Here is a 26959-nt window from a genome sequence, read left to right as displayed (position 1 = left end):
ATGCCAGGTTGGCTGATCGGGTTACGTGAGGCTCGCAGTCCGCTCGGAGCCGATTTTGCTCCACTGGTTTTCGAGGCTTCCGCCATTGACCTGGACATGCTGGTTGCGCGACTGGCCGTCTTGGCATCGCGGCACGAGGCCTTGCGGCTGTTGTGGCCCGACCTGTCCGCGGCTGCGCCCGAAACCGTGGTGGACGCCGTTGCCGGGGCCGATACCCATGCCGGCGACATCGGCAGCTTCGCCGCCGAGCTGGCGCTGGCCGGGTATCGACGAGCGGGGAAACCGTTGTGGCGGGCGCGATTGGTCGCAACGGTTCAGCCGCAGCAGCAGTATGTGGTCATGGGCCTGGACCGATTGATCAGCGACCCGTGGTCATTGCATGTGCTGGCCCAGGAACTCTGCATGTTGTGCCAAGCCGGCCCGCCACCGGACTTGGGCCCGGCACCGGCGCAATTCGGCGCGGCGCTGGCTGAGCGGGCCGGCGGGTCGGACGAGTCCGACGCGAGGACCGAGCGGCTGCACTGGCGGCGACAGCTTGCCGGTGCGAATTTTGGCGCCGATCCGCGGGTGCCGCGCGCTGCCGCGACGACGGCACGTATCCGCCGGGTGCCGCTGACGGTCGCCGACGAACACGCCATGGTTTCCCTGGCTTCGGCGTACCGGACCACGCTGCTGGCCCCGGTTGTCGCCGCGGTGCACATGGTTTGGCGCCGGCAGGTCGACGCGGCCGAAACGGTGCTCTTGACCGAGGTCGGTTACCGCGGCACCCAAGCATTGGACGGCACGGTGGCGCCGCTCATGGAGCCGCGTCCGATGCGAATTGTGTCGGATGTAGGTGCGGGGGCGCTGATTTCGCAGGCCCGCGGTGCTCTTCTGGATGTCTTGGACAACAGCTGCGTGCCACTGGCTGCCGATCCCGCCCCGATGCAGCCGTTTTTCGATCACCCCGACCGGATGACGGTGCTGGCTGAGTTCGATACCGCCAACCGACCCACCGTGCACGAGTCCGCGCTGAATCTGCTTGACGAGCCGAGCATCTGGGCGGTAGGCCCGCCGCGCGCCGATATCCACGTGATGGTCCGGGGCGACCATCGCGCGCCGTCGGTGTATGTGGCCGACAACCCGCTTGCGGTGACCGGGCGATTCGCCGATGAGTTCGCCCACCAATTGGTGTGGGCGCTACGCGAGATGTCGGAGGTGTGATGCCCGAGTGCTCGCTGCTACGCCGGGCACGCCGCGGACAGCAACCCGCGGAAGAACCGATGCGCACCAACCGGCCGGCGCGACGCCGCTCCGGCCCGCTCGGCCAGGCAGCGGCCGGCAGCACCTCGCGAGACCACAACGGCGGCGCCGAAGGCCCCCGCCAGCAGCGGCCAGCCGATCAGCCCCACCGGCATCAGCACGGCCATCACGGCAGGACCGATGACCTGTTGACCGGTGTAGGCAAGGCTGAAGGCGCCCAGGTAGCGGCTCGAGGCCACCTCGGGTGACAGCTCTGCGGACAGTTCGTAGGCGGCAACGTTGTGGAGATTTTCGGCGACCGAGAGCAGGATGACCGCCGTCAGCACCGCCACGACCGCGATGGCGGTGGGTGCGGCCTGGCCGATAGCCAAGAAGCCGCAGCAGCTGATCAGCAGCAGACCCGCCAGTCCCAGTACCCGATTCGCGGCCACAGCCCCGTTTGCGAACCGGGCCACGTAGACCTGCAGCACCGCGGTCAGCACCGTGTTGACCGCCATGAAGACCGGCACCCACCCCGCGGGCACCGCGGTGTGCTTGATCACCCAAATCGGCAGCAACACGATCAGCACGCTGTCGTGCAGCCACAACACGCCGTTGCCGATCGTGAAAACCACGAACCATCGGTCGCGAAACGGGGACCGCGGGCATGCGGCGGCCCCAGCCGTCGGACCGGCCGTCGGAGCGGTTGCCGGAGCGGGCGCTGCCACCGCTTCCGTCCGCGAAACCGTCGGCCACACCATGGCGGCCGCCACGAGGAAAGAGACTCCGTTGGCGACAAAGAGCACGGTAAACACCGACATCGCAGCGGTGGCGAACGCCGCCGCGGCGACCAGGAAGCCCGCGGTCAGGCCCACGTTGCGCACGCCGCGGATTGAGGCCATCGTCCGGGTGCCGTCCTGGTTGCCGATCAACGCCCGGACCACCGACTGCTGCAGCGGTGTGCTCGCCCGGTCGGCGGCGGTCAGGACCATGGTGAGTACCAGGAAACCCTTGAAGCCGGAAACGCCTGCATAGCAGCAGTAGCCGAGACCACGCAGCACCAGCAGGCCGATGTAGAGCCTTCCGGGCCCCAGCCGGTCCGCCAGGCGGCCCAGCGGCACCGGGACGAACAAGGCGAGGATTCCGGCCGCGGTGCTGGCAAGGGCGACTTGGGGCGCACCGATCTTGACGATGCCGACGAAATACAGCGTGAAGGAGGCAAAAAACAGCCCAGTGCCCAGCGAGTCGATTCCTGCACTGATGGCCAGCATGCGACCCGCCGCGCTGCCGGGCAGCAGCATCGCACCCAGCCGGTGTATTCCACCGCGTATCGCCGGGCCCCTGGAGAATCCCTTGCGGTTGATGCCAACCATTGGTGCTGCTGCTCCCTCTCAAGGGCCGCTATCGCGGCGGGTACGTCGACCAGCACAGCTTCGCCAGAGGCGCTACGCGAATCCTTGGCGAATTCTGAAAACGCAAGAGGCGTTAGGTGAGAGCCGGTTCGAGACGTCCGAGCGACGCACCACCGAGCGATCGGTTATTGCCGCGAACGGGTGTAGGTTGGATATCTCGCCGGAGCCGAGTGCAGGGATTGATCGCGATGCGTGTCTGCCCGTACGTCAGCGTGGAAAGTGCCCGTGGCCCCGGATCGATGCGGCGTCATATGTGCCCTCGTCGACGCACTGTCGGCGCCCGGCCCGGTCGTTCACTTGGGCATGGCCGCTGACGGCGTCCAACCTTTGGCGGCCGCGGCGCCGCCGAAGCTGGTGCCGCTGTCCTATGCGCAGCGTCGGTTGTGGTTCATTGACCAACTGGAAGGGCCCTCGCCGATCTACAACATGGCGCTGGCACTGCGGCTGTGTGGACCGCTGGACGTCGAGGCGCTACGCGTGGCGGTTACCGATGTAGTCGGCCGCCACCGATCACTGCGCACCGTCTTTCCGGCCACCGACGGGATCCCCGAGCAGCGTGTCATCGACGCCACCGCCGCCGATGCGGGCTGGCAAGTCACCGACGCCGTGGCGTGGCCGGCGAGCCGGCTGCCGCAGGCAATTGCCGCGCTGGTTCGCTACCGGTTCGACCTAGCCAACCAAATCCCGCTGCGGACAGAGCTTTTCAGCGTCGGCGCTGACGAACACGTGCTGGTCATCGTCATGCACCACATCGCCGCCGACCGGTGGTCGCTCAGCCCGCTGCTGCGCGATCTGGCCACCGCTTACACCGCCCGTTGCGCCGGAGCAGTTCCGGGCTGGGACGAGTTGACACTGCACTACGTCGATTACTGTCGGTGGCAGCGCGACCAGCTAGGTGAGCTCGACGACACCACCAGCCCCATCTGCGCCGGGCTGGCGTACTGGCAGCAAACCCTGGCCGGGTTGCCAGAACGGCTGGAGCTGCCCGCCGACCGGCACTACCCGCAGGTGGCCCGGCACGAGGGCGCCGGTGTGGCCGTCGACTGGCCGGTGGCCTTGCGCCAGAGCGTCGCCCGGTTGGCGCGCGAGCATCGCGCCACCAGCTTCATGGTGATCACGGCCGGCGTGGTGGCATTGTTGGCCCGCCTTAGCGGCAACACCGATATCGCCGTGGGCATCCCGGTCGCCGGGCGCACCGAGGCCGCCTTCGAGGAGATGGTCGGGCTGTTCGTCAATACGGTGGTGCTGCGCATCAGCGTGGCCGGTAACCCCAACCTCACCGAGCTGATCACCCGGGTCCGTGAGGCCAGTCTGGACGCCTACGACCACCAAGACGTGCCCTTCGAGGTGGTCGTCGAACGGCTCAACCCCACCCGCAGCCTTACTCATCATCCGCTGATCCAAGTCATGTTGGCCTGGCAAAGCCCGGCTCCAGCCGACGAATTGATGTTGCCCGGGCTATGTGTCAGTTCCATCCCGGCCGATACCTACGCCGCGCCCCTTGACCTGACCCTCACCTTCGGCGACCGCTTCACCCCCAACGGTGCGCACGCCGGCATCGGCGGCGAAATCATCTACCGCACCGACGTTTTCGCTGCTCCCAGCATCGAGAGGTTGCGGGACCGGCTGGAACGGCTGCTGACCGCGATGACTGCCGATCCGAGCGCGCCGTTGTCATCGATCGACGTGCTCGACGCCGCCGAACACGCCCATCTCGATGCAATTGGCAACCGCGCTGCGCTGGGCAAAACCTTTGCACCGGTCTCGATTCCGGAGCTGTTCGGCGCCCAGGTCGCTCGCACGCCCCGGTCGGTGGCGCTGACCGGTGTGGACCGTAGGCTGACCTACGCGCAACTGGAGCGGGCGGCGAACCGGCTGGCCCACGCATTGATCGATGCGGGTGTGGGCCCCGGCGCGGTCGTGGCGCTGCTGCTGGCGCGCTCCGTCCCGGCCACCGTCGCCATCATCGCGGTGCTCAAGACCGGGGCCGCTTATCTACCCATCGACACCCAACACCCAAGTGCGCGTATCGGTTTCATGCTCACCGACGCGTCGCCCAAAGCCGCGATCACCACCACCGACCTCGCCCCGTTGCTCGTTGCCGCCGGGGCGACCGATCTGGCCGTCATCGACGTCGACGATCCCCGAATCGATACCTATCCCAGTACCGCGCCGCCGACCCCCGCCGCCGACCACGTCGCCTACATCATGTACACCTCCGGTACTACCGGGACCCCCAAAGGTGTTGCGATTACCCACCGCAATGTCACCCAACTCTTCGACGTGGTGCCTCCGTTCACCGCCACCGCCGGAAAGGCCGGCGCCCAATGCCATTCGTATTCGTTCGACTTCTCGGTGTGGGAGATGTGGGGAGCGCTCCTGCACGGCGGACGGCTGGTGGTGGTGCCGGACGCGGTGGCGCGCTCGGCGTCGGACTTGCATGCCCTGCTGGTGCGGGAACACGTCGACGTGTTGACTCAAACGCCCTCTGCCATCGGGATGTTGCCGCGGCGCGGGCTGGAGTCCGCGGCTGTGGTGCTGCTCGGCGAGGTGTGTCCCGTCGAGCTGGTGGATCGCTGGGCGCCCGGCCGGATGATGATCAACACCTACGGCCCGACTGAGGCGACTGTCTGGGTGTCCACGAGTACGCCGCTGGTTGCCGATTCGGCGCCGCCGCCGATTGGTTCGCCGGTGCCGGGTGCGGCGTTGTTCGTGTTGGACGGCTGGCTGCGCCCAGTGCCCGTGGGGGTGGTGGGGGAGCTGTACGTGGCCGGTGCTGGGGTGGGCTGCGGGTATTGGCGCCGGCCGGCGCTGACCGCGGCCCGGTTTGTGGCGTGTCCCTATGGGGTTGGGCAGCGGATGTATCGCACCGGGGATCTGGTGCGCTGGCGCGCCGATGGGCAGCTGGATTATCTGGGCCGTGCCGACGAGCAGGTGAAGATCCGTGGCTACCGCATCGAGTTGGGTGAGGTGAGCACGGTGCTGTCCGAGGTCGCCGGGGGCCAGCAGGCGGTGGTGATCGCGCGTGAGGACCGTCCCGGTGACCGGCGGCTGGTGGGATATGTAGCCGGGCAGCTGCAGGTTGAGCAGCTCCGCGCGCAGCTATCCGAGCGGCTGCCCGATTATATGCTGCCCGCGGCGGTGGTGAGCGTGGCGACGCTGCCGTTGACAGTCAACGGCAAGCTCGACAAACGCGCCCTGCCGGCCCCCGACTACGCCGACACCACCCGCTACCGCGCGCCGACCACCGCGGTGGAGGAAACCCTCGCCGGCATCTATGCGGAGGTACTGGGTCTACCGCGGGTGGGCATCGACGAATCCTTCTTCGATCTGGGCGGCAACTCGCTGCTGGCCATGCGGGTGGTCGCCGGAGTGCGCCGATCCTTGAAAGTCGACCTGCCGGTTCGCAGCCTGTTCGACGCGCCGTCGGTGGCGAGCCTGAGTCAGCTGCTGCGCCGGCCGACGCGGTCACCGGAGGTGACTCCGGTTGAGGTGCTGCGGCATGCTGCCGGGGTTCCGCTGTTCTGCATTCACACGGCCGTCGGGTTGAGCTGGCCTTATCACGCGCTGGGCGCCTACCTGGACTGCCCGATTGTCGGCATTCAGCAGGTTGTCGACGATGACGCCAGGCCCGACTCAATTCGTGACATGGCGCAGCACTATGCCGACACTGTCCAATCGTTGTATCCCGGCGGGCCATACCACCTGCTCGGCTGGTCGTTCGGGGGAATTGTGGTGCACGAGCTTGCCGTCGAGCTTCGCCGGCGGGGATGCGTCGTCGGGCGACTCATCGTCCTCGATGCGACTCCACGCGCCGAGGAAGCGGATGATGCAGCCACTGCCGCGGCGCGGGAAGGTGAAATTCTGAAATATGTACTGCGCGCAAATGGGATTGAGCTGCCGGCCGATGATCCTGGACCCTTTACCTATCAGCAGGCAGAGGAACTAATCCAGCAACGACAGGATGCGAATTTCGGGCTCCCGTCCGCCCAGCTGCTTCAGATTCTGATCACCAACAGCATCGCCAATGAAAGGTATCGCTCCGAGCATGCGCCAGCGGTCTTTGACGGCGACCTGATTTTATTCGCGGCTACCCGCAGCGGAAATGGTTCGACGCTGCTCGAGGATTGGCGGCCGTATGTCCGCGGCCATATCGTCGAGTACCCCGTTGACGCCACGCACAACGAAATGTTGAATGCCGAGTCGCTCAGGTTATTTGGTGCACAACTGAATGCTGCATTAGTTGACGGCCAGGTATCGGGGCGTTAGCTTCGCCGGGCGATTGATTGCCGGTTTTCGTGAGCGCTGACGGTTTCGACTGTGCCCGCGTGGCGGGCTCACGGCGCGTCGGCCGCCGTGGACGCACGCTCGACGCCGTGGCTGCGCGCTCGACGCCTTGGCTGCGCGCTCGACGCCTTGGCTGCAGGCTCGACGCCCTGGCTGCCTCTGCTACGCCCGCCGCGAACTTCGAGTGTGCCCTGACGGCGTCGATTGTGCATTGACGGCTTCGAATGTGTGCCCGTGGCGAGCTCACGGCGCGTCGGCCGCCCTGGCTGCACGCTCGACGCCCTGGCTGCACGCTCGCCGCCCTGGCTGCACGCTCGACGCCCTGGCTGCACGCTCGACGCCCTGGCTGAACGCTCGCCGCCCTGCCTACAACGCTCGACGCCCTGGCTGCAGGCTCGACGCCCTGGCTGCCTCTGCTACGCCGGCCGCGAACTTCGAGTGTGCCCTGACGGCGTCGATTGTGCATTGACGGCTTCGAATGTGTGCCCGTGGCGAGCTCACGGCGCGTCGGCCACCCTGGCTGCACGCTCGACGCCGTGGCTGCACGCTCGACGCCCTGGCTACACGCTCGACGCCCTGGCTACACGCTCGACGCCCTGGCTACACGCTCGACGCCCTGCCTACAACGCTCGACGCCCTGCCTACACGCTCGCCGCCCTGGCTGCACGCTCGACGCCCTGGCTGCACGCTCGCCGCCCTGCCTACAACGCTCGACGCCCTGGCTGCACGCTCGACGCCCTGCCTACAACCCTCGCCGCCCTGCCTACAACGCTCGACGCCCTGCCTACAACGCTCGACGCCCTGCCTACAACGCTCGACGCCCTGCCTACAACGCTCGACGCCCTGCCTACACGCTCGACGCCCTGGCTACACGCTCGCCGCCCTGGCTGCACGCTCGACGCCCTGCCTACACGCTCGACGTCCTGGACGCCTCCGCTTATGCTCGCAGACGGATTCGAGCGTGCACTTACGTCGTCAACTGTGCGCCCACGGCGGTCAACGGACGCGTCGACCGCCGTGGCGAAACCCGGGCACTGCGCCGGTCAAGCAGAGGCCCGGGTGTTCTCGGATATTCGAAGTAACCGCCGATACAGGAACCGCGCCGGCGCCCTAAGTTGCACGCCCTAAATTGTCGCTCAAAAGCGGCAAATCGGACACCAACTCCCTCGTGCAATAGGTGCACAGCCACGGCTGCCGCGCAACCGGGACGCCGTGAGCGCCGCCCGCATAGCAACCCGCTCCCGGATCACCGCTATCAGCCCCGCGCAGCCACCGCTCACGGGTCAGACTGGGTTGGTCCCGACAATGGGCGCGGCTTGCTCACCACCGCGTCAAGACAACCAGTACCCTCGATTACGTGCAGCGACGAATCATGGGCATCGAGACCGAGTTCGGTGTCACCTGCACCTTCCACGGCCATCGTCGGCTCAGCCCCGACGAGGTCGCGCGCTACCTGTTTCGCCGGGTGGTGTCCTGGGGGCGCAGCTCCAACGTTTTCCTGCGCAACGGCGCGCGCCTATACCTCGACGTGGGAAGTCATCCCGAATACGCCACCGCCGAATGCGACAGCTTGGTGCAGCTGGTCACCCACGACCGGGCCGGCGAATGGGTGCTCGAGGACCTGCTCATCGATGCCGAACAGCGCCTTGCCGACGAGGGCATCGGCGGCGACATCTACCTGTTCAAGAACAACACCGATTCGGCGGGCAATTCCTACGGCTGCCACGAGAACTACCTGATCGTCCGGGCAGGCGAGTTCTCCCGCATCTCCGATGTGCTGCTGCCCTTCCTGGTCACCCGCCAGCTGATCTGCGGGGCCGGCAAGGTGCTGCAGACCCCCAAGGCCGCGACGTTTTGTCTGTCTCAGCGCGCCGAGCACATCTGGGAGGGCGTCTCCAGCGCCACCACCCGATCACGCCCGATCATCAACACCCGCGACGAGCCGCACGCCGACGCCGAGAAGTACCGGCGGCTGCATGTCATTGTCGGCGACTCCAACATGTGTGAGACCACCACCATGTTGAAGGTGGGCACCGCCGCGCTGGTGCTCGAAATGATCGAAGCGGGGGTGGCGTTCCGTGATTTTTCCCTGGACAACCCGATCCGCGCCATCCGCGAGGTCAGCCACGACGTCACCGGTCGCCGGCCGGTGCGGCTGGCCGGGGGGCGCCAGGCCAGCGCGCTGGACATCCAGCGCGAGTATCACGCCCGCGCCGTCGACCATCTACAGAACCGGGAGCCAAACCCGCAGATCGAGCAGGTCGTCGACCTGTGGGGGCGCCAGCTCGACGCGGTCGAGAGCCAGGACTTCGCCAAGGTGGACACCGAGATCGACTGGGTGATCAAACGCAAGCTGTTCCAGCGCTACCAGGACCGCTACAACATGGAGCTGTCCGACCCCAAGATCGCCCAGCTGGACCTGGCCTACCACGACATCAAACGCGGGCGCGGTGTCTTCGACCTGCTGCAGCGCAAGGGATTGGCGGCACGCGTCACCACCGACGAGGAGATCGCCGACGCCGTCGACCACCCGCCGCAGACCACGCGTGCCCGGCTGCGCGGCGAGTTCATCAGCGCCGCGCAGGCCGCCGGACGGGACTTCACCGTCGACTGGGTACACCTCAAACTCAACGACCAGGCGCAGCGCACCGTGCTGTGCAAGGACCCGTTCCGTTCGGTGGACGAGCGGGTCAAACGGCTGATCGCGAGCATGTAATTCAAAGCTAATGGCGACCTCGAAAGTCGAACGTCTGGTCAATCTCGTCATCGCGCTGCTGTCCACTCGCGGCTACATCACCGCCGAGAAGATCCGCTCCAGCGTCGCGGGATATTCCGACAGCCCGACCGCCGAAGCGTTCTCCCGGATGTTCGAGCGCGACAAGAACGAACTGCGCGACCTGGGCATCCCGCTGGAGGTCGGGAAGGTGTCGAACCTGGATCCAACCGAGGGTTACCGCATCAACCGCGACGCCTACGCGCTGCCACCCGTAGACCTGACCCCGGACGAGGCCACCGCCGTCGCCGTCGCCACCCAGCTGTGGGAGTCGCCGGAACTGGTCACCGCCACTCAGGGCGCGTTGCTCAAGCTGCGGGCCGCCGGAGTGGACGTCGACCCCGTAGACAGCGAAGCCGCGGTGACCATCGCCTCGCCGGCCGGGCTGACCGGTCTACGCGGGTCCGAGAACGTGCTCGGAATCCTGTTGTCCGCCATTGACTCTCGGCAGGCCGTGCAGTTCCGCCATCGGTCGTCGCGGGCCGAGCCCTACACCACCCGCACCGTCGAGCCGTGGGGCGTGGTCACCGAGAAGGGCCGCTGGTATCTCGTCGGCCACGACCGCGACCGCGGTGCCACCCGCGTTTTCCGGCTGTCGCGGATCAGTGGGGAGATCACCCCGATCGGCCCGGCAGGCGCGATCGCCGTGCCCGACGACGTCGATCTGCGCGGCATCGTGGCCGCGAAGGTCACCGAGGCGCCGACCGGTATGCGGGCCACGGTCTGGGTCGCCGGCGGGCGGGCCACCGCGCTGCGCAGAGCCGGGCAACCCGTCGGCCCCCGGAGACTGGCCGGTCGCGACGGCGACGTGATCGAACTCGACATCGGATCCAGTGACCGGTTGGCGCGCGAGATCGCCGGCTACGGAGCCGACGCAATTGTCCTGGAGCCGGCCATCCTGCGGGAGGACGTGCTGGCCCGGCTGCATGCCCACGCCGGGGCAGCGCGATGACTGCCGTGTCCACCCGGCTGGTGCGGCTGCTCAACATGGTGCCGTACTTCCAGGCCAACCCACGGATAACCCGCGCGGAGGCCGCCACCGACCTCGGTGTGTCGGCCAAGCAGCTCGAGGAGGATCTCAACCAGCTGTGGATGTGCGGGCTGCCCGGCTATTACCCGGGAGATCTGATCGACTTCGAGTTCTCCGGGGACACCATCGAGGTGACGTTCTCGGCGGGCATCGATCGGCCGTTGAAGCTGACGTCTCCGGAGGCCACCGGGCTGCTGGTGGCGCTGCGGGCGCTGGCGGACATTCCGGGCGTCGTCGATCCGCGGGCGGCCCGCAGCGCGATCGCCAAGATCTCGGCGGCAGCCGGCGCGGCCGGCCCCGCCAGCACGGTTTCGGCCGCCGACCAACCGGCACCGGCCGAGCACGCGGCGGCGGCGACGGTGCGCGCCGCGGTGCGCGACAAACGGGCGCTGACCATTGACTATTACTCGGCGTCGCACGACACCCTCACCACCCGGACCGTCGATCCCATCCGGGTGCTGCTGATCGGCGGCCACAGCTACCTGGAGGCCTGGTCACGCGAGGCCGAAGGGGTTCGGCTGTTCCGGTTCGACCGGATCGTCGAGGCCTCCGAGCTCGACGAGCCGGCCGCGCCGCCGGAACCTGCGCTGCAGGCGCCACCGGACACGGCGCTGTTCGACGCCGATCCGTCGCTGCCGTCGGCAACGCTGCGGGTGGCGCCGTCGGCGTCATGGATGCTGGAGTATTACCCGATACGGGAGCTGCGTGAGCTGCCCGACGGATCCTGCGAGGTGGCCATGACCTATGCCTCGGAGGAGTGGATGACGCGTCTCATGCTGGGCTTCGGCTCCGATGTGCAGGTGCTGGCGCCGGACTCGCTGGCCCGGCGCGTGCGGGCGGCCGCGGAGGCCGCATTGCAGGCCTACCGGGCCGCTGCGCAGGAGTGACGGCGCGGCCGGGCGGTTTGGCAGCTCTGCTGCGGTAGCATCGGGTCAACGTCTGGAGGTAATCAAAGTGGGCAGTCTTAGTCCGTGGCACTGGGCGATCCTCGCCGTCGTGGTGATCGTGCTGTTCGGCGCCAAGAAGCTCCCCGATGCGGCGCGGTCGTTGGGCAAGTCGATGCGCATCTTCAAATCCGAGATGCGGGAAATGCAGAGCGAGACCAAAAACCAGCCGCCCGCCCTCGACACCAACCCGGCAAGCCCAACGCCGGTGCAGTCGCAACGAGTCGAGCCTCCGGCGAGCACTGAGCCGGGTCACACCGAGGCGCGGCCGGCTTAGCCCGGCACCACCGTCTCGGTGCCCAAGCGTCACTGATCGAACGTGGGGAATGGTTTCCGGGCCTCAGCGCGTGCCGCCACTGTTCTTAAACGGCTGAACCCCCGTAACAGGCGCAGCCGCGTCAATCCTGACGCAACGATGTCGCTGGTCGACCATCTGACCGAGCTGCGGACCCGGCTGCTGATCTCGCTGGCCGCCATCCTGATCACCACGATTTTCGGGTTCATCTGGTATTCGCATTCGGTGTTCGGGCTGCAGAGCCTGGGCGAGTGGCTGCGCCATCCCTATTGCTCGTTGCCGCAGTCGGCGCGGGCCGATATCAGCGCCGACGGGCAATGCCGGCTGCTGGCCACCGCGCCGTTCGACCAGTTCATGTTGCGGCTCAAGGTGGGGATGACGGCCGGCGTCGTGCTGGCCTGCCCGGTCTGGTTCTACGAGCTGTGGGCATTCATCACGCCGGGGCTGTATAAGAAGGAGCGCCGCTTCGCGGTGGCGTTCGTGATCCCGGCCGCGGTGCTGTTCGTCGCCGGTGCCGTGCTGGCGTATCTGGTGCTGTCGAAGGCGCTGGGCTTCCTGTTGACCGTCGGCAGCGACGTTCAGGTGACCGCGCTCTCGGGTGACCGGTACTTCGGCTTCCTGATCAACCTGCTGGTGGTGTTCGGGGTCAGCTTCGAGTTTCCCCTGCTGATCGTGATGCTGAACATGACGGGCATGCTGACCTATGAACGGCTCAAGTCCTGGCGGCGCGGCCTGATCTTCACGATGTTCGTGTTCGCGGCGGTGTTCACGCCCGGGTCCGACCCGTTCTCGATGACCGCTCTGGGGGTGGCGCTGACCGTGCTGCTCGAGCTGGCCATCCAGATCGCCCGGCTGCACGACAAACGGAAAGCCAAGCGGGAGGCGCTGATTCCCGATGATGAAGCGTCGGCCATCGATTCCCCCGAGCCGGTACCGGCGCCCTCGGTCATCGGCGGATCACATGACGACGTCACCTAGCGATCGCATCAGGGCGGTGGGGTGACAGATCTGCCCGAGCTGACGCGGTTCATTGCCGAGCTGCCCTTCTCGCTCGACGACTTTCAGCGGCGCGCCTGTGCCGCCCTGGAATGCGGCCACGGCGTGCTGGTCTGCGCGCCCACCGGCGCCGGCAAGACCGTGGTCGGCGAGTTCGCCGTACACCTGGCCCTGGCGGCCGGGGGCAAATGCTTCTACACCACACCGCTGAAGGCTTTGAGCAACCAGAAGCACACCGACCTGACGGCGCGCTACGGCCGCGACCAGATCGGACTGCTGACCGGAGATCTCTCCGTCAACGCCAACGCGCCCGTCGTGGTGATGACCACCGAGGTGCTGCGCAACATGCTCTACGCCGATTCACCTGCGCTGCAAGGTCTTTCCCACGTCGTGATGGACGAGGTGCATTTCCTGGCCGACCGGATGCGCGGGCCGGTGTGGGAAGAGGTCATCCTGCAACTGCCCGAAGAGGTGCGGGTGGTCAGCCTGTCGGCGACGGTCAGCAACGCCGAAGAGTTCGGCGGCTGGATGCAGACCGTGCGGGGTGACACGACGGTCGTGGTCGACGAACACCGGCCGGTGCCGCTGTGGCAGCACATCTTGGTGGGCAAGCGCCTGTTCGACCTGTTCGCCTACGACGCCGACGCCGAACAGCCTCGTGTCAACCCGGACTTGGTGCGTCACATAGCGCATCGCCGCGAGGCCGACCGGATGTCGGACTGGCAGCCGCGCCGGCAGGGGGGAAGAGGAGGCCCGGGACGGTCGCGCTTCTACCGTCCGCTCCCGCGGCCGGAGGTGATCGCGAAGCTCGACTCCGAGGGGTTGTTGCCGGCGATCACGTTCGTGTTCTCCCGGGCCGGGTGCGACGCTGCCGTCCAGCAGTGCCTGCGCTCGCCGTTGCGGCTCACCGGCGAGGACGAGCGCGCCCGGATTGCCGAGGTGATCGATCACCGCTGCGGCGATCTGGCCGACGCCGACCTGGCGGTACTCGGCTACTACGAGTGGCGCGAGGGCCTGCAGCGCGGTCTGGCCGCCCACCACGCCGGAATGCTGCCGGCATTCCGGCACACCGTCGAGGAGCTTTTCGCCGCCGGCCTGATCAAGGCGGTGTTTGCCACCGAAACGTTGGCGCTGGGCATCAACATGCCGGCCCGCACCGTGGTGCTCGAGCGGCTGGTGAAGTTCAACGGTGAGCAGCATCTGCCGCTGACGCCGGGGGAGTACACGCAGCTGACCGGCCGGGCCGGCCGGCGCGGTATCGATGTCGAGGGTCACGCGGTGGTGATCTGGCATCCCTCCGACAACACCAGCGAGCCCGCCGAGGTCGCGGGCCTGGCCTCCACCCGGACCTTCCCGCTGCGCAGCTCGTTTGTCCCGTCGTACAACATGACGATCAACCTGGTACACCGGATGGGTCCGGAACAGGCGCACCGGCTGCTGGAGCAGTCATTCGCCCAATACCAGGCCGACCGATCCGTCGTCGGACTGGTCCGCGGCATCGAACGCGGCAAACGGATGCTCGACGAGATCGCCGCCGAACTCGGTGGCCCGAACGCGCCGATCCTGAACTATGCGCGGCTTCGCGCACAGGTGTCGGAGCTGGAGCGTTCGCAGGCCCGGGCGTCGCGGCTGCAGCGCCGCCAGGAGGCCAACGACGCGCTGGCGGCGCTGCGCAAGGGAGACATCATCACCATCACGCATGGCCGGCGCGGGGGGCTGGCGGTGGTGTTGGAGTCCGCCCGCGACAGCGCCGACCCGCGGCCACTGGTGCTGACCGAAAACCGGTGGGCCGGGCGCATCTCGTCGGCCGACTATTCGGGCGGGGCGCCCCCGGTCGGATCGATGGCACTGCCCAAGCGCATCGAATACCGCCAGCCGCGGGTGCGCCGGGATCTAGCGTCGGCGCTACGGTCGGCCGCCGCGGGCCTGCCCGCGCCGGCTGATCGTCGCGGCAAGAAACGCACGCGTCAGGACCCGGATCTGGAGTCGCTGCGCGAGCAGCTGCGCCGCCATCCCTGCCACCACGCTGGCGATGTCGAGGTTCAGGTTCGCCAGGCGGAGCGTTACCTGCGCATCGAACGCGACAACACGCAGTTGCAGAGAAAGGTTGCCGCGGCCACCAACTCGCTGGCCCGCACCTTCGATCGGATCGTCGGCCTGCTGACCGAGCGGCAGTTCATCCACGGACCGCCGACCGACCCCGAGGTCACCGACGACGGCCGGTTGCTGGCTCGCATCTACAGCGAAAGCGACCTGTTGGTGGCCGAGTGCCTGCGCACCGGCGCCTGGGCGGGCTTGAAGCCGCCCGAGTTGGCGGCGGTGGTTTCGGCGGTGCTCTACGAATCGCGTGGTAGTGACGAACCATCCGGTGTGGAGGCACCCACACCGGGGTTGCGCCAGGCGCTCAGGCAGACCGCGAGGCTGTCGGCGCAATTGCGGGCCGACGAGCAGACGCACCGGATCAGCCAGAGTCGGGAACCCGACGACGGCTTCGTCAACGTCATCTATCGTTGGGCGCGCACCGGTGATCTGGGAGCCGCATTGGCTGCCGCTGATGTCAGCGGCACCGGGTCACCGTTGTCTGCAGGCGATTTCGTGCGCTGGTGCCGGCAGGTGCTCGATCTGCTGGACCAGGTGCGCAACGCCGCCCCGGACCCCGAGGTGCGCGCCGTGGCAAAGCGCGCCATCAACGACATCCGGCGCGGCGTCGTCGCGGTTGACGCCGGGTAGGCTGGCCCGGAGCTACGGTTATGTCCGGAATGTGACCGCAGGAGGACCAGGAGAAGCAATGAGCGGACCGCAGGGATCAGACCCCAGGCAGTCGTGGCAGCCGCCCGGGCAGGGCGATCATTCCTCGGACCCGACGATGGCCGGGTCACCGTGGCAGCAGCAGCCAACTCAGGATGCGACGTGGCAGACTCCCGCCTACACGCCCGCGGAGTACCCCCAGTACCAGCAGCCGGTGGACCCAGCGTATCCGCAGCAGTATCCGCAGTCCGCGCCCGCCTACGGGCAGCCCGATTTCGGTTCGCAGGCCACCCAATTCGGGGCACCTCCGCAGTTCGGCCAGCCCGGGCAGTACGGTCAGGCGGCCCAGCCCGGCCAATACGGCCAGCCGGCACAGTACGGCCAGCCCGGCCAGTACGGGGCGCCCGGCCAGCCCGGCCAATACGGTCAGCCAGGTCAATATCCCGGGCAATACGCTCCCTACGACCAGGCGGCGAAGAGCTCCAAGCGTTCGATGGCGATCATCGGCGGCGTCGTCGGCGTGATCGTCGTGCTGGTCATCGGCATCGTCTTGGTAGTCGGTTTCTGGCAACCAGGGTTCTTTGTCACCACCAAATTGGATGTGAACAAGGCTAACTCGGGCGTCCAGCAGATCCTGACCGACGAGACCAACGGCTACGGGGCCAAGAACGTCAAGGACGTCAAGTGCAACAACGGGGTCAACCCCACCGTCAAGAAGGGCGCCACCTTCGAATGCACCGTCAGCATCGACGGCGCGTCCAAGCACGTGACGGTGACGTTCCAGGACAACAAGGGCACCTACGAGGTCGGCCGGCCGCAGTAACGGTCACGATGCTGTCATGCTGGCAGTGCGTCCAGTGCTTTCTGTAGCCGGGTAATCGACGACCCGACGCCGTATCGAGTCGCCAGTTCTGCAGTGCGCGCCGGGTCGGCGGCCACCAGCGGTAGGGCATCGGTGGGCGTCGAAAGCTGCACCGGCGAGTCGGTGGCCACCCGCACCACCGAACCGGCGACCTCGATGTAGTCCGATGCGCCAAGCACTTTCGCTCGCAAACCCTTGGCCATCCCCGACTTGGGGTCGTGAGCGGCCGACATGATCTGATCCAGCGAGCCGTGCGCGGCCAGCAGGGCGGCTGCCGTCTTCTCCCCGACGCCGGGTACCCCGGGCAGCCCGTCGGAGGGATCGCCGCGCAGCAACGCCAGTTCGGCGTAGGCCGATCCGGCCCGATCCGCCGGCAAGCCGTACCGTTCGGCCACCTCGGCGGGCCCGAACAGGGTGGCTTTGGACAGCCCGCGCCCGAGGTAGAGCACCCGAACCGGCACCGGATCGTCGGCCACCACCTGCAGCAGGTCACGGTCGCCGCTGACGACGACCACCGGATCGTGGCGTTCCTGCGCCGCCAGGGTGCCGATCACGTCGTCGGCCTCGAAGCCCGGTGCGCCGGCCGTCGGAATCCCGTATGCGTCAAGAAGTTCCATGATCATGTCGACCTGAGGGGTGAGCTCGTCGGGCACCTCTTCGATGTCGGGCCGGCCTTCGGGTTCGGTTTCGGCGACGCGGTGCGCCTTGTAGGACGAGATGAGGTCCACCCGGAACTGTGGCCGCCAGTCCAGATCCAGGCACACCACCAGCCGGCCGGGCCGATGCTGGGTGATCACCACCGCCATCGAGTCGATGAACCCGCGCACGGCGTTGACGGGCCGGCCGTCAGGGGCGGTGATCGATGACGGCACGCCGAAGAACGAGCGAAACCACATGCTGGCGCCGTCCAGCAGCAGCAGGGGAGCGGACATCTGGGCAATCCTGCCAGGCGGCGCGAGCGCGGTTAGCCTGGCTGCCATGAACTCTCGCCGATTCGACTCCGCGGTGTACGAGCGACGGTTGGCTGCGGCGGCCGCCAATACCGCCGATGCCGGTCTGGCCGGCCTGGTGATCACCCCGGGATACGACCTGCGCTACCTCATCGGTTCGCGCGCGGAGACGTTCGAGCGGCTCGCCGCGCTGGTGTTGCCGGCCTCGGGTGAGCCGACTCTCGTCGTGCCGCGGCTAGAGCTCGCCACTTTCATGGAGTCTGCCGATGCTCTGGGGCTAGGCGTGCGGACCTGGGTCGACGGGGATGATCCCTACCGACTGGTGAGCGCCGCGCTGGGCGGTGGCCCGGTGGCGACCGGAGTCAGCGATTCCATGCCGGCTTTGCATCTGCTGCCGCTGGCCGCTGCGTTGGACGTGCTGCCGGTGTTGGCCACCGACGTGCTGCGCGAGCTGCGAATGATCAAGGAGGAAGCCGAGATTGACGCGCTGCGCCGGGCGGGTTCGGCCATCGACCGGGTGCACGCTCGGGTGCCGGAGTTGCTGGTGCCGGGCCGTACCGAGGCCGACGTCGCCGCCGATATCGCCGAAGCGATTGTCGCCGAAGGGCATTCGGAGGTGGCGTTCGTCATCGTCGGCTCCGGCCCGCATGGCGCGGACCCGCATCACCGGTTTTCGGACCGCACACTGCAGGCGGGTGACATCGTCGTGGTCGACATCGGGGGGACCGTCGAGCCCGGATACCACTCCGACTGTACTCGGACCTACAGCATCGGCGAACCCGAACCAGTTGTGGCGCAGCACTATTCGGTTCTGCAGCGGGCGCAGCGCGCCGCGTTTGACGCCGTGCGACCCGGTGTACCCGCCGCCCAGGTCGACGCGGCGGCGCGTTGTTTGCTGGCCGAGGCTGGTTTGGCCGACTATTTCGTGCACCGCACCGGGCACGGCATCGGGCTGTGCGTGCACGAAGAGCCCTACATCGTGGCCGGCAATGACGTGGCGCTGGCTGCGGGCATGACGTTTTCCATCGAGCCGGGCATCTACTTCCCGGGCCGGTGGGGGGCCCGCATCGAGGACATCGTGGTGGTAACCAAGGACGGTGCCCTGTCCGTCAACCAACGGCCGCACGAGCTGACCGTGGTGCCGGTTTGATGTCGGCGGTGCCGGGTAGGTTGGCGTCGTGTCGCTGTTGGATCTGACTCTGCTTCCGTTACGTATCGCCCGCCATGTCGCGGATGTGGTGGTCCGCCCCGCGTCGCCGGCACCGCCTGCCGAATTGGTCGTGGTCGACGGGATGCCGGAGGGGGTGCCGCCGGCCGCGCGTAAGCCCGAGCCGAAGCTTCCGGTGCCGTCGGGATGGCCGTTCGGCGAGGAGTTCCCCCGTACCTGCGGGGCGGCTCGGGTGGCCGGCGGGGCGTTGTTCTGGACCGACTTTCTCTACGACGACCACGGTGCGACGGGCCTGCCGGTGGGAGATCTGAAAGTCCAGGCGCCGCCGCGGGGCACCTACGTCTATCCGGCCGGGCCCGCGGCCGGCAACGGCGCCGACATCTTCCGCGTCGCGATCGGGCTCACCGAGACCCACACCTGGTGGCGCGTCGACTGGAACACGCTGGTGGACGCGACCGTGCCGATCGCGCTGTTCACCTTCGACACCGACCGGGGCCGGGCCGCCTCGGCCGACTGGCCGGCCGGGGCGGGGGTGCGTTCGGCGGGCATCGACATGGCCCTGCTGGTGTCGGGCCGCAGCGCCCGGCTGATCGACCTGACCACACAGGTTGCCACGCCCGTCGAGCACAGCGTCGACCTGCCGGCGCGGTCGTTTCTGGCGCAGGTGCCGCGGTCGGTGCTGGAGCCCACCGGTACCTGGACGGTTCGCTTGGCCGCGGGACTGGCCAACGCCGCAGGCGATGGGTTCGCCGATGTGCCCGCCGAGCACGGCGCGCTGCCCGGTCAGCCCAACGTCTACAACGTCGCGTTTCGTACCCATGATCAGGAGAAGCCGCATCTGAACTTCTGGTCCGACGCGGCCCAGGCCGCCGCGCTGACCAGCGGTGACGTTTCCGAGTTCGCGGTGGCGGTGCAGTGGGACCGGCTGGCGGCCCGCGAGACCGCTGCCGAGCCGGTGATCACCGGACCGTCGACCCGCTGGTACGTGTCCTCGGTGGAGCTGGGTCAGGGCGTTGCCGATGGCACGGTTCTGGACACCGATCCCCAGTTTCTGGGTCGGGTGCAGCCGTATTCGGTGTGCCTGCCGTCGACGTATGCGCCCGGGCAGGCGCTACCGCTGACGCTGTTGCTGCACTCGCTGGCGCTGGGGCAAACGCAGTTCGCCGCGATCGACCCGCGCCTGCTGCACGAGGTGTGCGAGACTCGCGGCTCGGTGGTGGTCACGCCGCTGGGCCGGGGCCCGTCGACGTGGTACTTCGACGCCGGCGAACTCGACGTGTGGGAGGTGTGGGCGCGGGTGGCCGAGCAGTTGGGAACCGATCCCAACCGCACGGTCATCTCGGGATATTCGATGGGCGGTTATGCCGCCTACAAGCTGGGGCTGAGCTATCCGGAGGTGTTCGCCCAGGCCGTGGTGCTGGCCGGGCCGCCGACGTGTGGGGTGCGGCTGCTGCCCAACGTCGACATTCCGGCCGACTTGAACCTCGATTCGCATTGTGCCCGTGAGGGCGACACCTGGGAGCTGCTGGGAAACGCTCGCTGGTTGCCGTTCGTGATCGCCCACGGGTTGATCGACGAGTTGGTTCCGTTCGCCTCGGCCGCCGAGCAGGTGCTGGAACTGGACCGGCTGGGCTATCGCTACCGGTTTACCGTCTATCCGCTCGAGGATCACATCGCCTGGGTGCTTCAGGACAAGTTCGACGATCCGATCGCGCACATGGGAACCGGTCTGCGCCAAGCGGATCCGGGTCACATCACGTTTGCGTGGTATCCGCAATTGGTGCGTGCGGACCTCGGTATCGGGCCGCACCAGGTGTGGTGGTTGTCGGAGTTGACCGCCGATCCCGCCGTGACTGCCAGGCGCGGCGCTACCGCGGAGGTCGATGCCCGCTCGTATGCGCGGCCGGACCCGATGCACAGCATTCGCCGGCACCGCGGCTTTGTCCCGCACTTCGACCCGACACCGGGGCTGTACACCGAATTGGATTGGCGGGTGGACGGTCCGGCTCCGGTGCTGCCGTATCTGACGTTGCGGCTCACCGGCGTGGCCAGCTTGACGGTCGATGTCGAGCGGGCCGGGCTGGCCTCGTTGCCGTCGTCGAGCATCGCGGTTGCGTCTGATACTGCCGCGCAGATCACGCTGGCCGGGCTGCCCGACGGCCTTCAGGTGCGGTTGGATGGTCAGCCTGTCGAGTCGATCGTTGCGGTTCCGATTGGGCGGCACCAGATTTCGTTGGTGCGGACGGGTTAGCGAGTGCGGCGGCAGCTAGGCGCAGCTTCACTGGCCACGAAGCTGGTCTTTGATGCTGAACCCGTTGCTGTCAGTGCGGTGGTTATTCATATCGCGGCATTCGCCGGAAAGCTCGCTAGCCCCGTCGGCGCCGAGAAATGGACTTACGCCAATAGTTGCCATGACACCATCGTTGTGGATCGCCGTTCCGAACAAGTGCTGTCCTGAGGGTGCTCCAGATGACCAACCGTGGGCCACCATCGTCGCCGCGACTTGCTCGAAGTAGGCGCTGTGATCGATGCCGGGGGGAACGTTGAAAGTCATGTCGACCCGACCACGGTAGGGTGGGTCGCCCTGGTCGTTGCAGGACTCCCAGCTGAATCCTCCTGAAACATCTCGCAGACCAGCTACTTTCGTAATCTGTTTGGCCGGCTCGATCACCTGCGCCATGGCCTGCTCGTCGGAGAGCGGATGCTCGGGGTGATCAGCATCGTGCGCAAACGGATACATCGGAGAACAACCTCCCAACAGCAAAACCATTGTCAGCGCTACTGCCGCAAGCCGGAGCAGGCCTGACCGGCGGAAGTTACTTGAAATCATGGTCACTAGTGACAGAATCTCCCGGCCGGTCCCATTCGGGGTCGACAGTGGCAGGCGTGGTGACCTCAACGTGCGGTAGCGGAATGGTCCCGAACGGGGTACGTATTTGAGTCGGGCTGGAGATCCGTTCTTCGGCTCGATGGGGGGCCAGCATTCCCTCTCGCGCGAGGTGGTCACCATGGCCGACAGTGATTTCGGTGATATTGTGCAGCGCCTCGCTGCCCTTGTTGTAGTAGTGCGAATGGTCGTTGAACCAGGGGGTCACGTTGTGCGTGCCGGCGACTTCGGCGCGGAAGCGCACCGACCCGAAACCTTCGTGAGCGGGATCGGTGCCCAGTCCCGCTAATGGCCCGAGAGGGGCGCCGAGTGCGTCGTTGACCCAATTGGGCACCGCGCTTCCTGATTCGGCGATCCAGCTGATCGCGTCGGTGGAGGCGGCACCCACGTAGACCCGTCCGCCGTTGAGGTGAAAATCAGCGGCGCTGGGCGCAAGATCGGTTCCCGGGCAGCCGATCAACACGGCGTCGTTGGCGCGCATGCCGCTGTTGGCGAACGCATCGGCGACTGTGGTCGATCCGTAGGAGTGCCCGATGACGGTGACGTGCGACGGAGTGCCACCTTCGTGGGTAACTGCTAGGCCGTTGACGTCGGCGGCCAGCACCGCACCCCCCTGGCGCGCCATCCACGGAGTGCCGACCTGTTGCAGCTTGGTCGGGTCGGTCACGGCCGCTTCGAGACTTTGGAACTCGAACGCGGGAGCGTCATAGCCCATCCAGGCGATCACTGAGGTGGAATCCAACCGCAACCTCCCGAAACATCCTCCAGCCCAGCAGTTTTGGTAATCTTCTTGGCTGTCTCGACTACTTGACTACTTGATCCATGGCATGTTCGTCGGCGAGCGAACGCTCGGGGTGATCGGGGTCGTTCCCAAACGGATACATCGACGAACAAACTCCGGAGGCGAAGATCGCCGCGGTCAGCGCCGCAAGGCAGACCAGCCATCGTCGACGATGGCTGATTGACATCACTCCACACGAAGAAAAGGGCCGCTCGTCAAGAAAGCAACCAGTACGGGATGCATTGCTGTCGTTCAAACTTCATCCTCCACGTAGCTGGTCGCTGATATTGAGCCAGCGGGCGTGACGATGGTCGCCCATGTTGCGACACTCGCCGGAAAGCTCGACATCGCCATCCGCGCCGAGAAAGGGGCTCACCCCGATGATTGCCATGACGCCATCTTTGTGGATCGCCGTTCCGAACGGGCGCAGCCCAGGTGGGGGGCCGGCCAACCAGCCATGCGCCACCATCGTTGCGGCCACTTGCTCAAAGTAGGCGTTGCGATCCATGCCGGCGGGGACGTTAAACTTGACGTTTACGCGGCTACGGTAGGGCGGATCGCCCTGGTCATTGCAGGACTCCCACCCAAATTCTCCCGAGACATCCTGTAGTCCAGCTACTTTGGCGATCTGTTTCGCTGGCTCGATCACCTGCGCCATGGCCTGCTCGTCGGATAGCGGATGCTCGGGGCGATCAGCATCGTGCGCAAACGGATACATCAGTGAACAACCTCCCAATGGGAAAGCCATTGTCAGCGCTACGGCCGCAAGCCGCAGCAGGCCTGACCGGCGGAAGCTACTTGAACTCATGGTCATTGGTGACGGAGTCCCCTGGCCGGTCCCATTCGGGGTCGACAGTAACAGGTGTGGTGATCTCGACGTGCGGTAGCGGAATCGTTCCCAGAGGGGTATGCACCTGGGTCGGGGTAGAGATTCGTTCTTCGGCTCGGGGTGGAGCTAGCATTCCTTCCCCTGCGAGATTGTTTCCATGGCCGACGGCGATTTCGGTCATGTTGTGCAGCGCCTCGCTGCCCTTGTTGTAGTAGTGCGAATGGTCGTTGAACCAGGGGGTGACGTTGTGCGAGCCGGCGACTTCGGCGCGGAAGCGCACCGACCCGAAACCTTCGTGAGCCGGATCGGTGCCCAGTCCCGCCAATGGCCCGAGAGGGGTGCCGAGTGCGTTGTTGACCCAATTGGGCACCGCGCTACCTGATTCGCCGATCCAGCTGATCGCGTCGGTGGAGGCAGCACCCACGTAGACCCGTCCGCCGTTGAGGGTGAAAATCAGCGGCGCTGTGCGCAAGATCGGTTCCCGGGCAGCCGATGAGCACCGCATCGTTGGCGCGCATGCCGCTGTTGGCGAACGCGTCGGCAACTGTGGTGGACCCATAGGAGTGCCCGATGACGGTTACGTGCGATGGGGTGCCACCTTCGTGGGTAACTGCTAGGCCGTTGGCGTCGGCAGCCAGCACCGCGCCACCCTGGCGCGCCATCCACGGTGTGCCGACCTGTTGCAGCTTGGTCGGGTCGGTCACGGCCGCTTCGGGACTTTGGAACTCGAACGCGGGAGCGTCATAGCCCATCCAGGCGATCACTGCGGTGGAATGGGTTGGGTCGGCTTTGGCCGACTGGTCGTAGAGGTTGATGGCGTCGTTATGTGCGTCGTACAACCAGCCTCCTTTCACGCTGTTGTTGGTGCCGGGCACAATGACGGAGGTGTTTTGTGCTCTGTCGGGGTTGCCGATTGCGATCGCCGCTCTGCCTTTGCCGTTGAAGGCGAGTGGATCGTATGGCCACAACATGACAGGCCTCGAGCGGGCATCTGAGCCGGCCTTGTCGTGGTTGAGGCCCTCGTTGGTCTTTACCGCGTTCTGATACCGGGTGATGTCTGCGGCGGTGAGGCCGTACTTGCCGGGGTTGCTGAACACATCGTTGTCCCGGTTGTTGAGCGCGTTGTCCCGAAGGCTCTCTGGCGACAGTCCATGCTGTCCGGCGGCATCTTCGACGCGGCGGAGGTCGTCGTTCATCACCGCGACGTTGACTTGATCGCGTACCTCGGCCGGAATGCCATTGAGGTTGCCCAACTCCTGCGGGTGCTGATCGACCAATAGGCGTCGTTGCTCGTCCCTGAGGGAATCCCACCAGCGCTTGACCTGCTCGGGGTTGGTGTCAGGTGGTGGGATCAAGAGTTCGTCGGCTACTTCTATCTCTGCCGGGTCGACGCCGTCGGCGCGCAGATTGCCGAGCCTGCTTTGCAGGATCGCCGAATAGCTGTCGCGAATGTGGTTGAGCTGGACCAGCACTGCCCGCGTTTCGGCAACGGCGTCGTCGCACAGCGCATTGGCCTCATCTTGATCATCGTTGGCGAGGGCCTCACCGATCTCGCAGTCGATATCCTCAAGGTCCTGCTCGAGCGCCGAGATATACCAGCCGGCGGACCGTTGCGCTTCAGCCAGGGCGACCGCGATGTTCTCTAAATCGACACCGATCCTCGGCAGTTGCGCAGCCTGGAGCTTCAGCGACGTGGTTACGCGTTGCACTTCAGCGGAGTCGTTGACTGGGTGATCGCCGTTCTCCCGGTTCCAGGCCCATTCGAAACGCTGCCGCGCCTGATTGAATGCTGCGTCGGCCTCGGCCGTCGAGACACCCGCGTCATGGAAAGCTCTGGCTAGATCGGAAATCTGAGTCGGGCGACCCGCTTGGAGGCTCCTGTTGACCGTCCACGGATCGCCGCCGGCTTCGGCAATCAGGAGGGCGATGCTTATGTAGCGGAGTTCCATTGGATCACCGGATGTATTGCGGCCCAACGTTTCTCGTTCTGCAGCCTATGCTTCCGCGGCGGCTGGCGCGCTATTGTCCAGTTGCGCGTCGGGCGGATGACGCTGCCGGTGTCGACCAACATCACGAACTCATCCTAGCCAGCTGTGCGGATGCAATGCTTGCAGCGCATCGGCCGCGGCTTGGCACACCCCATCGAGCAGGACGCCGATAACCTTGTGGCGGCGCGGATCTCGGCAATAATCGCTGAAGCCGTCGCCGGCTGCGCCGTTCGCGCGTGCTCTTGTTTCGATAGCGCTGAATTCCTGGGGGTACTGGTCGACCAACAGGGCGTCGCTGCAAATTGCTGGGCGGATCCCGCCAACGCTTGGACTGGTCCTGGCGTCGGGATCAAGAATTCGTCTGGTCGGTCGACCTGCGGTGAATTGCCGACCCTCGCCACATCATTAGACTTCCCGAGGATGGAGACCGGTGAGCTGCGTGTCGATGTCTATCAGCTCAGAGCCTCGGCGAGCCAGTGGCGTGAGCTCAGCACTAGGTTCAGCGTCCTGGCATCACCGACACCGGGGCGGCCGTGTCAACCCACGACCGCGGCGGTGGGCGGCGCTCATACGGCGGTCGGCCTCGCCGCAGAAGTATTGACCATCCGGACCCAGGCGACGACCGGTGCGGTGAAGGCAGGTGCCGAGGGGTATGGCAGCAACGAAGTGACGGCGGCGGGGGAGATGGCGGCCGTGCGACCGCGGATGGTGTAGATGCTTCCGACCCTGTCGCAGCTTCAGGCCTGGGATACCGAGCATCTCGTCGATGCGGCCCACTACTGGTCCAGGACCGCCGACCTGTGGGAGGACGTGTTCCTGCAGATGCGCAACCAATCTCACACCATTGTCTGGGACGGCGCTGGCGGCGAGGCGCTGCGAGCGCGAACCGGCGGTGATTTGGTGATCGTCACCGCCAAGGCCGACCAGCTGCGTCAGGCCGCGGTCATCGCGCGTGAGGGCGCCGGAACCATCGGCGCCGCCCAACGGCGGGTCATCTATGCCGTCCAAGACGCCAACGACGCCGGCTTCAACGTCGGCGAAGACCTCTCTGTCGCCGACACCCGAACCAGCCGCACCGCCGCAGAACAGGCATCTCGTCAGGCACAAGCACAAGCTTTCGCCGCCGACATCCGCCAACGCGCCACGCAGCTCATCGGGGCCGAACACGAAGCAGGCGCCAAGATCACCGCTGCGACGGCCGGAATCGCCACCACCTTCCCGGAAACACCCCACGACCACAAACCTCACGTCCAGGCCGTCGACCACACCTGGGAACAAGAGCCGTCACCGCCGCAGCCGCCGATGTCGCGTGAGCAAGCTGCCGCTGGGTTGAAGGATGTCAACAAGAGGATATGGGAGCACAACCATATCTATAAGCCTTTTATTGAGTCACTGCCTTCCAGCGATCCACGAAGAGCTGATTTCCATGTCGAAACCCAACTGCTTAACGCCGAAAAGCAACAATACCTAGACGTCTTACCGCAGCAGCACCCGCCCACGAATGTAATCGGCCCGGGCGGAGTCGACCTCCCCGGTGTTCCGCCTGGAGTTATCTCAGACACCCCGGCGAAATCTGGACAAGGTTGGATCTATTCGATAACGCCAAATCAACCAGGCATTGATCCACGCGTCGTATCGATCCGAGTGATGGAACCAACAGCCCAGTACCCGCACGGGTATTTGAATTACCTCAATATTATGGGTCAAGAAGTGGACCCGTTTACTGGTCGGACGGTGTCATCTTCAGACCCCTTTGCGCATATACCCGTGCCAAACTGATGATAGGAT

17 protein-coding genes and 3 pseudogenes are annotated in these 26959 nt (G+C 66.4%); 13 read left to right on the top strand and 7 right to left on the bottom strand.

Features of this window, described 5'->3' with window-relative positions; all coding sequences use genetic code 11:
* Nucleotides 1-1203, top strand: a complete 1203-nt coding sequence (locus tag MKAN_RS02120; protein ID WP_036395967.1) for a condensation domain-containing protein — start codon at nucleotides 1-3, stop codon at nucleotides 1201-1203.
* Between the two features lie 17 nt (nucleotides 1204-1220).
* Here MKAN_RS02120 and MKAN_RS02115 read toward each other — a convergent pair whose 3' ends face one another.
* Nucleotides 1221-2594, bottom strand: coding sequence for an MFS transporter (locus MKAN_RS02115; protein WP_023364675.1), 1374 nt, complete (start codon nucleotides 2592-2594; stop codon nucleotides 1221-1223).
* A 453-nt stretch (nucleotides 2595-3047) separates the two neighbouring features.
* On the opposite strand from MKAN_RS02115, the pseudogene MKAN_RS02110 reads away from it, so the two are divergent.
* From MKAN_RS02110 to MKAN_RS02075, 8 genes and pseudogenes are all read left to right on the top strand, one after another.
* Nucleotides 3048-6902: pseudogene (locus tag MKAN_RS02110) on the top strand (non-ribosomal peptide synthetase); the annotation flags it as partial.
* A 1375-nt stretch (nucleotides 6903-8277) separates the two neighbouring features.
* Nucleotides 8278-9636, top strand: a complete 1359-nt coding sequence (pafA, locus tag MKAN_RS02105; protein WP_099184121.1) for a Pup--protein ligase — start codon at nucleotides 8278-8280, stop codon at nucleotides 9634-9636.
* Nucleotides 9637-9646: 10 nt separating this feature from the next.
* Complete coding sequence (locus tag MKAN_RS02100; protein ID WP_023364672.1) at nucleotides 9647-10645, top strand: helix-turn-helix transcriptional regulator; 999 nt, start codon at nucleotides 9647-9649, stop codon at nucleotides 10643-10645.
* Complete coding sequence (locus MKAN_RS02095) at nucleotides 10642-11610, top strand: helix-turn-helix transcriptional regulator (RefSeq protein ID WP_023364671.1); 969 nt, start codon at nucleotides 10642-10644, stop codon at nucleotides 11608-11610. Before MKAN_RS02100 ends, MKAN_RS02095 begins: the two co-directional genes overlap by 4 nt.
* A 67-nt stretch (nucleotides 11611-11677) precedes the next feature.
* Complete coding sequence (gene tatA / locus MKAN_RS02090) at nucleotides 11678-11944, top strand: Sec-independent protein translocase subunit TatA (protein WP_023364670.1); 267 nt, start codon at nucleotides 11678-11680, stop codon at nucleotides 11942-11944.
* 138 nt (nucleotides 11945-12082) lie between these two features.
* On the top strand, nucleotides 12083-12940 hold the full coding sequence (tatC, locus tag MKAN_RS02085) for a twin-arginine translocase subunit TatC (protein ID WP_023364669.1): 858 nt from the start codon (nucleotides 12083-12085) through the stop codon (nucleotides 12938-12940).
* A 21-nt stretch (nucleotides 12941-12961) separates the two neighbouring features.
* A complete protein-coding gene (locus tag MKAN_RS02080) occupies nucleotides 12962-15688 on the top strand; it encodes a DEAD/DEAH box helicase (RefSeq protein ID WP_023364668.1) in 2727 nt (908 codons plus the stop codon).
* A 58-nt stretch (nucleotides 15689-15746) separates the two neighbouring features.
* Nucleotides 15747-16529 (top strand): DUF4333 domain-containing protein, encoded by a 783-nt coding sequence (locus tag MKAN_RS02075; RefSeq protein ID WP_036395961.1) that lies wholly within the window; start codon nucleotides 15747-15749, stop codon nucleotides 16527-16529.
* Nucleotides 16530-16543: 14 nt separating this feature from the next.
* Here MKAN_RS02075 and MKAN_RS02070 read toward each other — a convergent pair whose 3' ends face one another.
* Entirely contained in the window at nucleotides 16544-17500 is a 957-nt protein-coding gene (locus MKAN_RS02070; RefSeq protein ID WP_023364666.1) for a 5'-3' exonuclease, read from the bottom strand.
* Nucleotides 17501-17546: 46 nt separating this feature from the next.
* Here MKAN_RS02070 and MKAN_RS02065 point away from each other — a divergent pair, with 46 nt between their 5' ends.
* Nucleotides 17547-18668, top strand: coding sequence for a M24 family metallopeptidase (locus tag MKAN_RS02065; RefSeq protein ID WP_023364665.1), 1122 nt, complete (start codon nucleotides 17547-17549; stop codon nucleotides 18666-18668).
* A 28-nt stretch (nucleotides 18669-18696) separates the two neighbouring features.
* Nucleotides 18697-20937, top strand: a complete 2241-nt coding sequence (locus tag MKAN_RS02060; RefSeq protein ID WP_023364664.1) for an alpha/beta hydrolase-fold protein — start codon at nucleotides 18697-18699, stop codon at nucleotides 20935-20937.
* Nucleotides 20938-20964: 27 nt separating this feature from the next.
* Here MKAN_RS02060 and MKAN_RS02055 read toward each other — a convergent pair whose 3' ends face one another.
* From MKAN_RS02055 to MKAN_RS02040, 5 genes and pseudogenes are all read right to left on the bottom strand, one after another.
* Nucleotides 20965-21516 (bottom strand): hypothetical protein, encoded by a 552-nt coding sequence (locus tag MKAN_RS02055; RefSeq protein ID WP_225722985.1) that lies wholly within the window; start codon nucleotides 21514-21516, stop codon nucleotides 20965-20967.
* A pseudogene (locus MKAN_RS02050) lies at nucleotides 21503-22309 on the bottom strand (alpha/beta hydrolase); the annotation flags it as partial. The pseudogene MKAN_RS02050 and the gene MKAN_RS02055, both read right to left, overlap by 14 nt.
* Before the next feature lie 67 nt (nucleotides 22310-22376).
* Entirely contained in the window at nucleotides 22377-22610 is a 234-nt protein-coding gene (locus MKAN_RS30205; protein WP_133163582.1) for a hypothetical protein, read from the bottom strand.
* Between the two features lie 3 nt (nucleotides 22611-22613).
* Nucleotides 22614-23072: a hypothetical protein gene (locus MKAN_RS02045; protein ID WP_023364660.1), complete on the bottom strand. Its 459-nt coding sequence runs from the start codon at nucleotides 23070-23072 to the stop codon at nucleotides 22614-22616.
* 76 nt (nucleotides 23073-23148) lie between these two features.
* Nucleotides 23149-25132 (bottom strand): annotated as a pseudogene (locus MKAN_RS02040) (putative alpha/beta hydrolase).
* 159 nt (nucleotides 25133-25291) lie between these two features.
* Here MKAN_RS02040 and MKAN_RS32860 point away from each other — a divergent pair.
* Nucleotides 25292-25885, top strand: a complete 594-nt coding sequence (locus MKAN_RS32860) for a hypothetical protein (RefSeq protein ID WP_373365735.1) — start codon at nucleotides 25292-25294, stop codon at nucleotides 25883-25885.
* Entirely contained in the window at nucleotides 25886-26950 is a 1065-nt protein-coding gene (locus tag MKAN_RS32685; RefSeq protein ID WP_023364656.1) for a hypothetical protein, read from the top strand.
* Nucleotides 26951-26959: the final 9 nt, after the last annotated feature.

The sequence above is a fragment of the Mycobacterium kansasii ATCC 12478 genome (genome assembly GCF_000157895.3).
GTDB classification, from domain to species: Bacteria; Actinomycetota; Actinomycetes; order Mycobacteriales; family Mycobacteriaceae; genus Mycobacterium; species Mycobacterium kansasii.
This window is presented reverse-complemented; position numbering and strand designations above follow the sequence as displayed.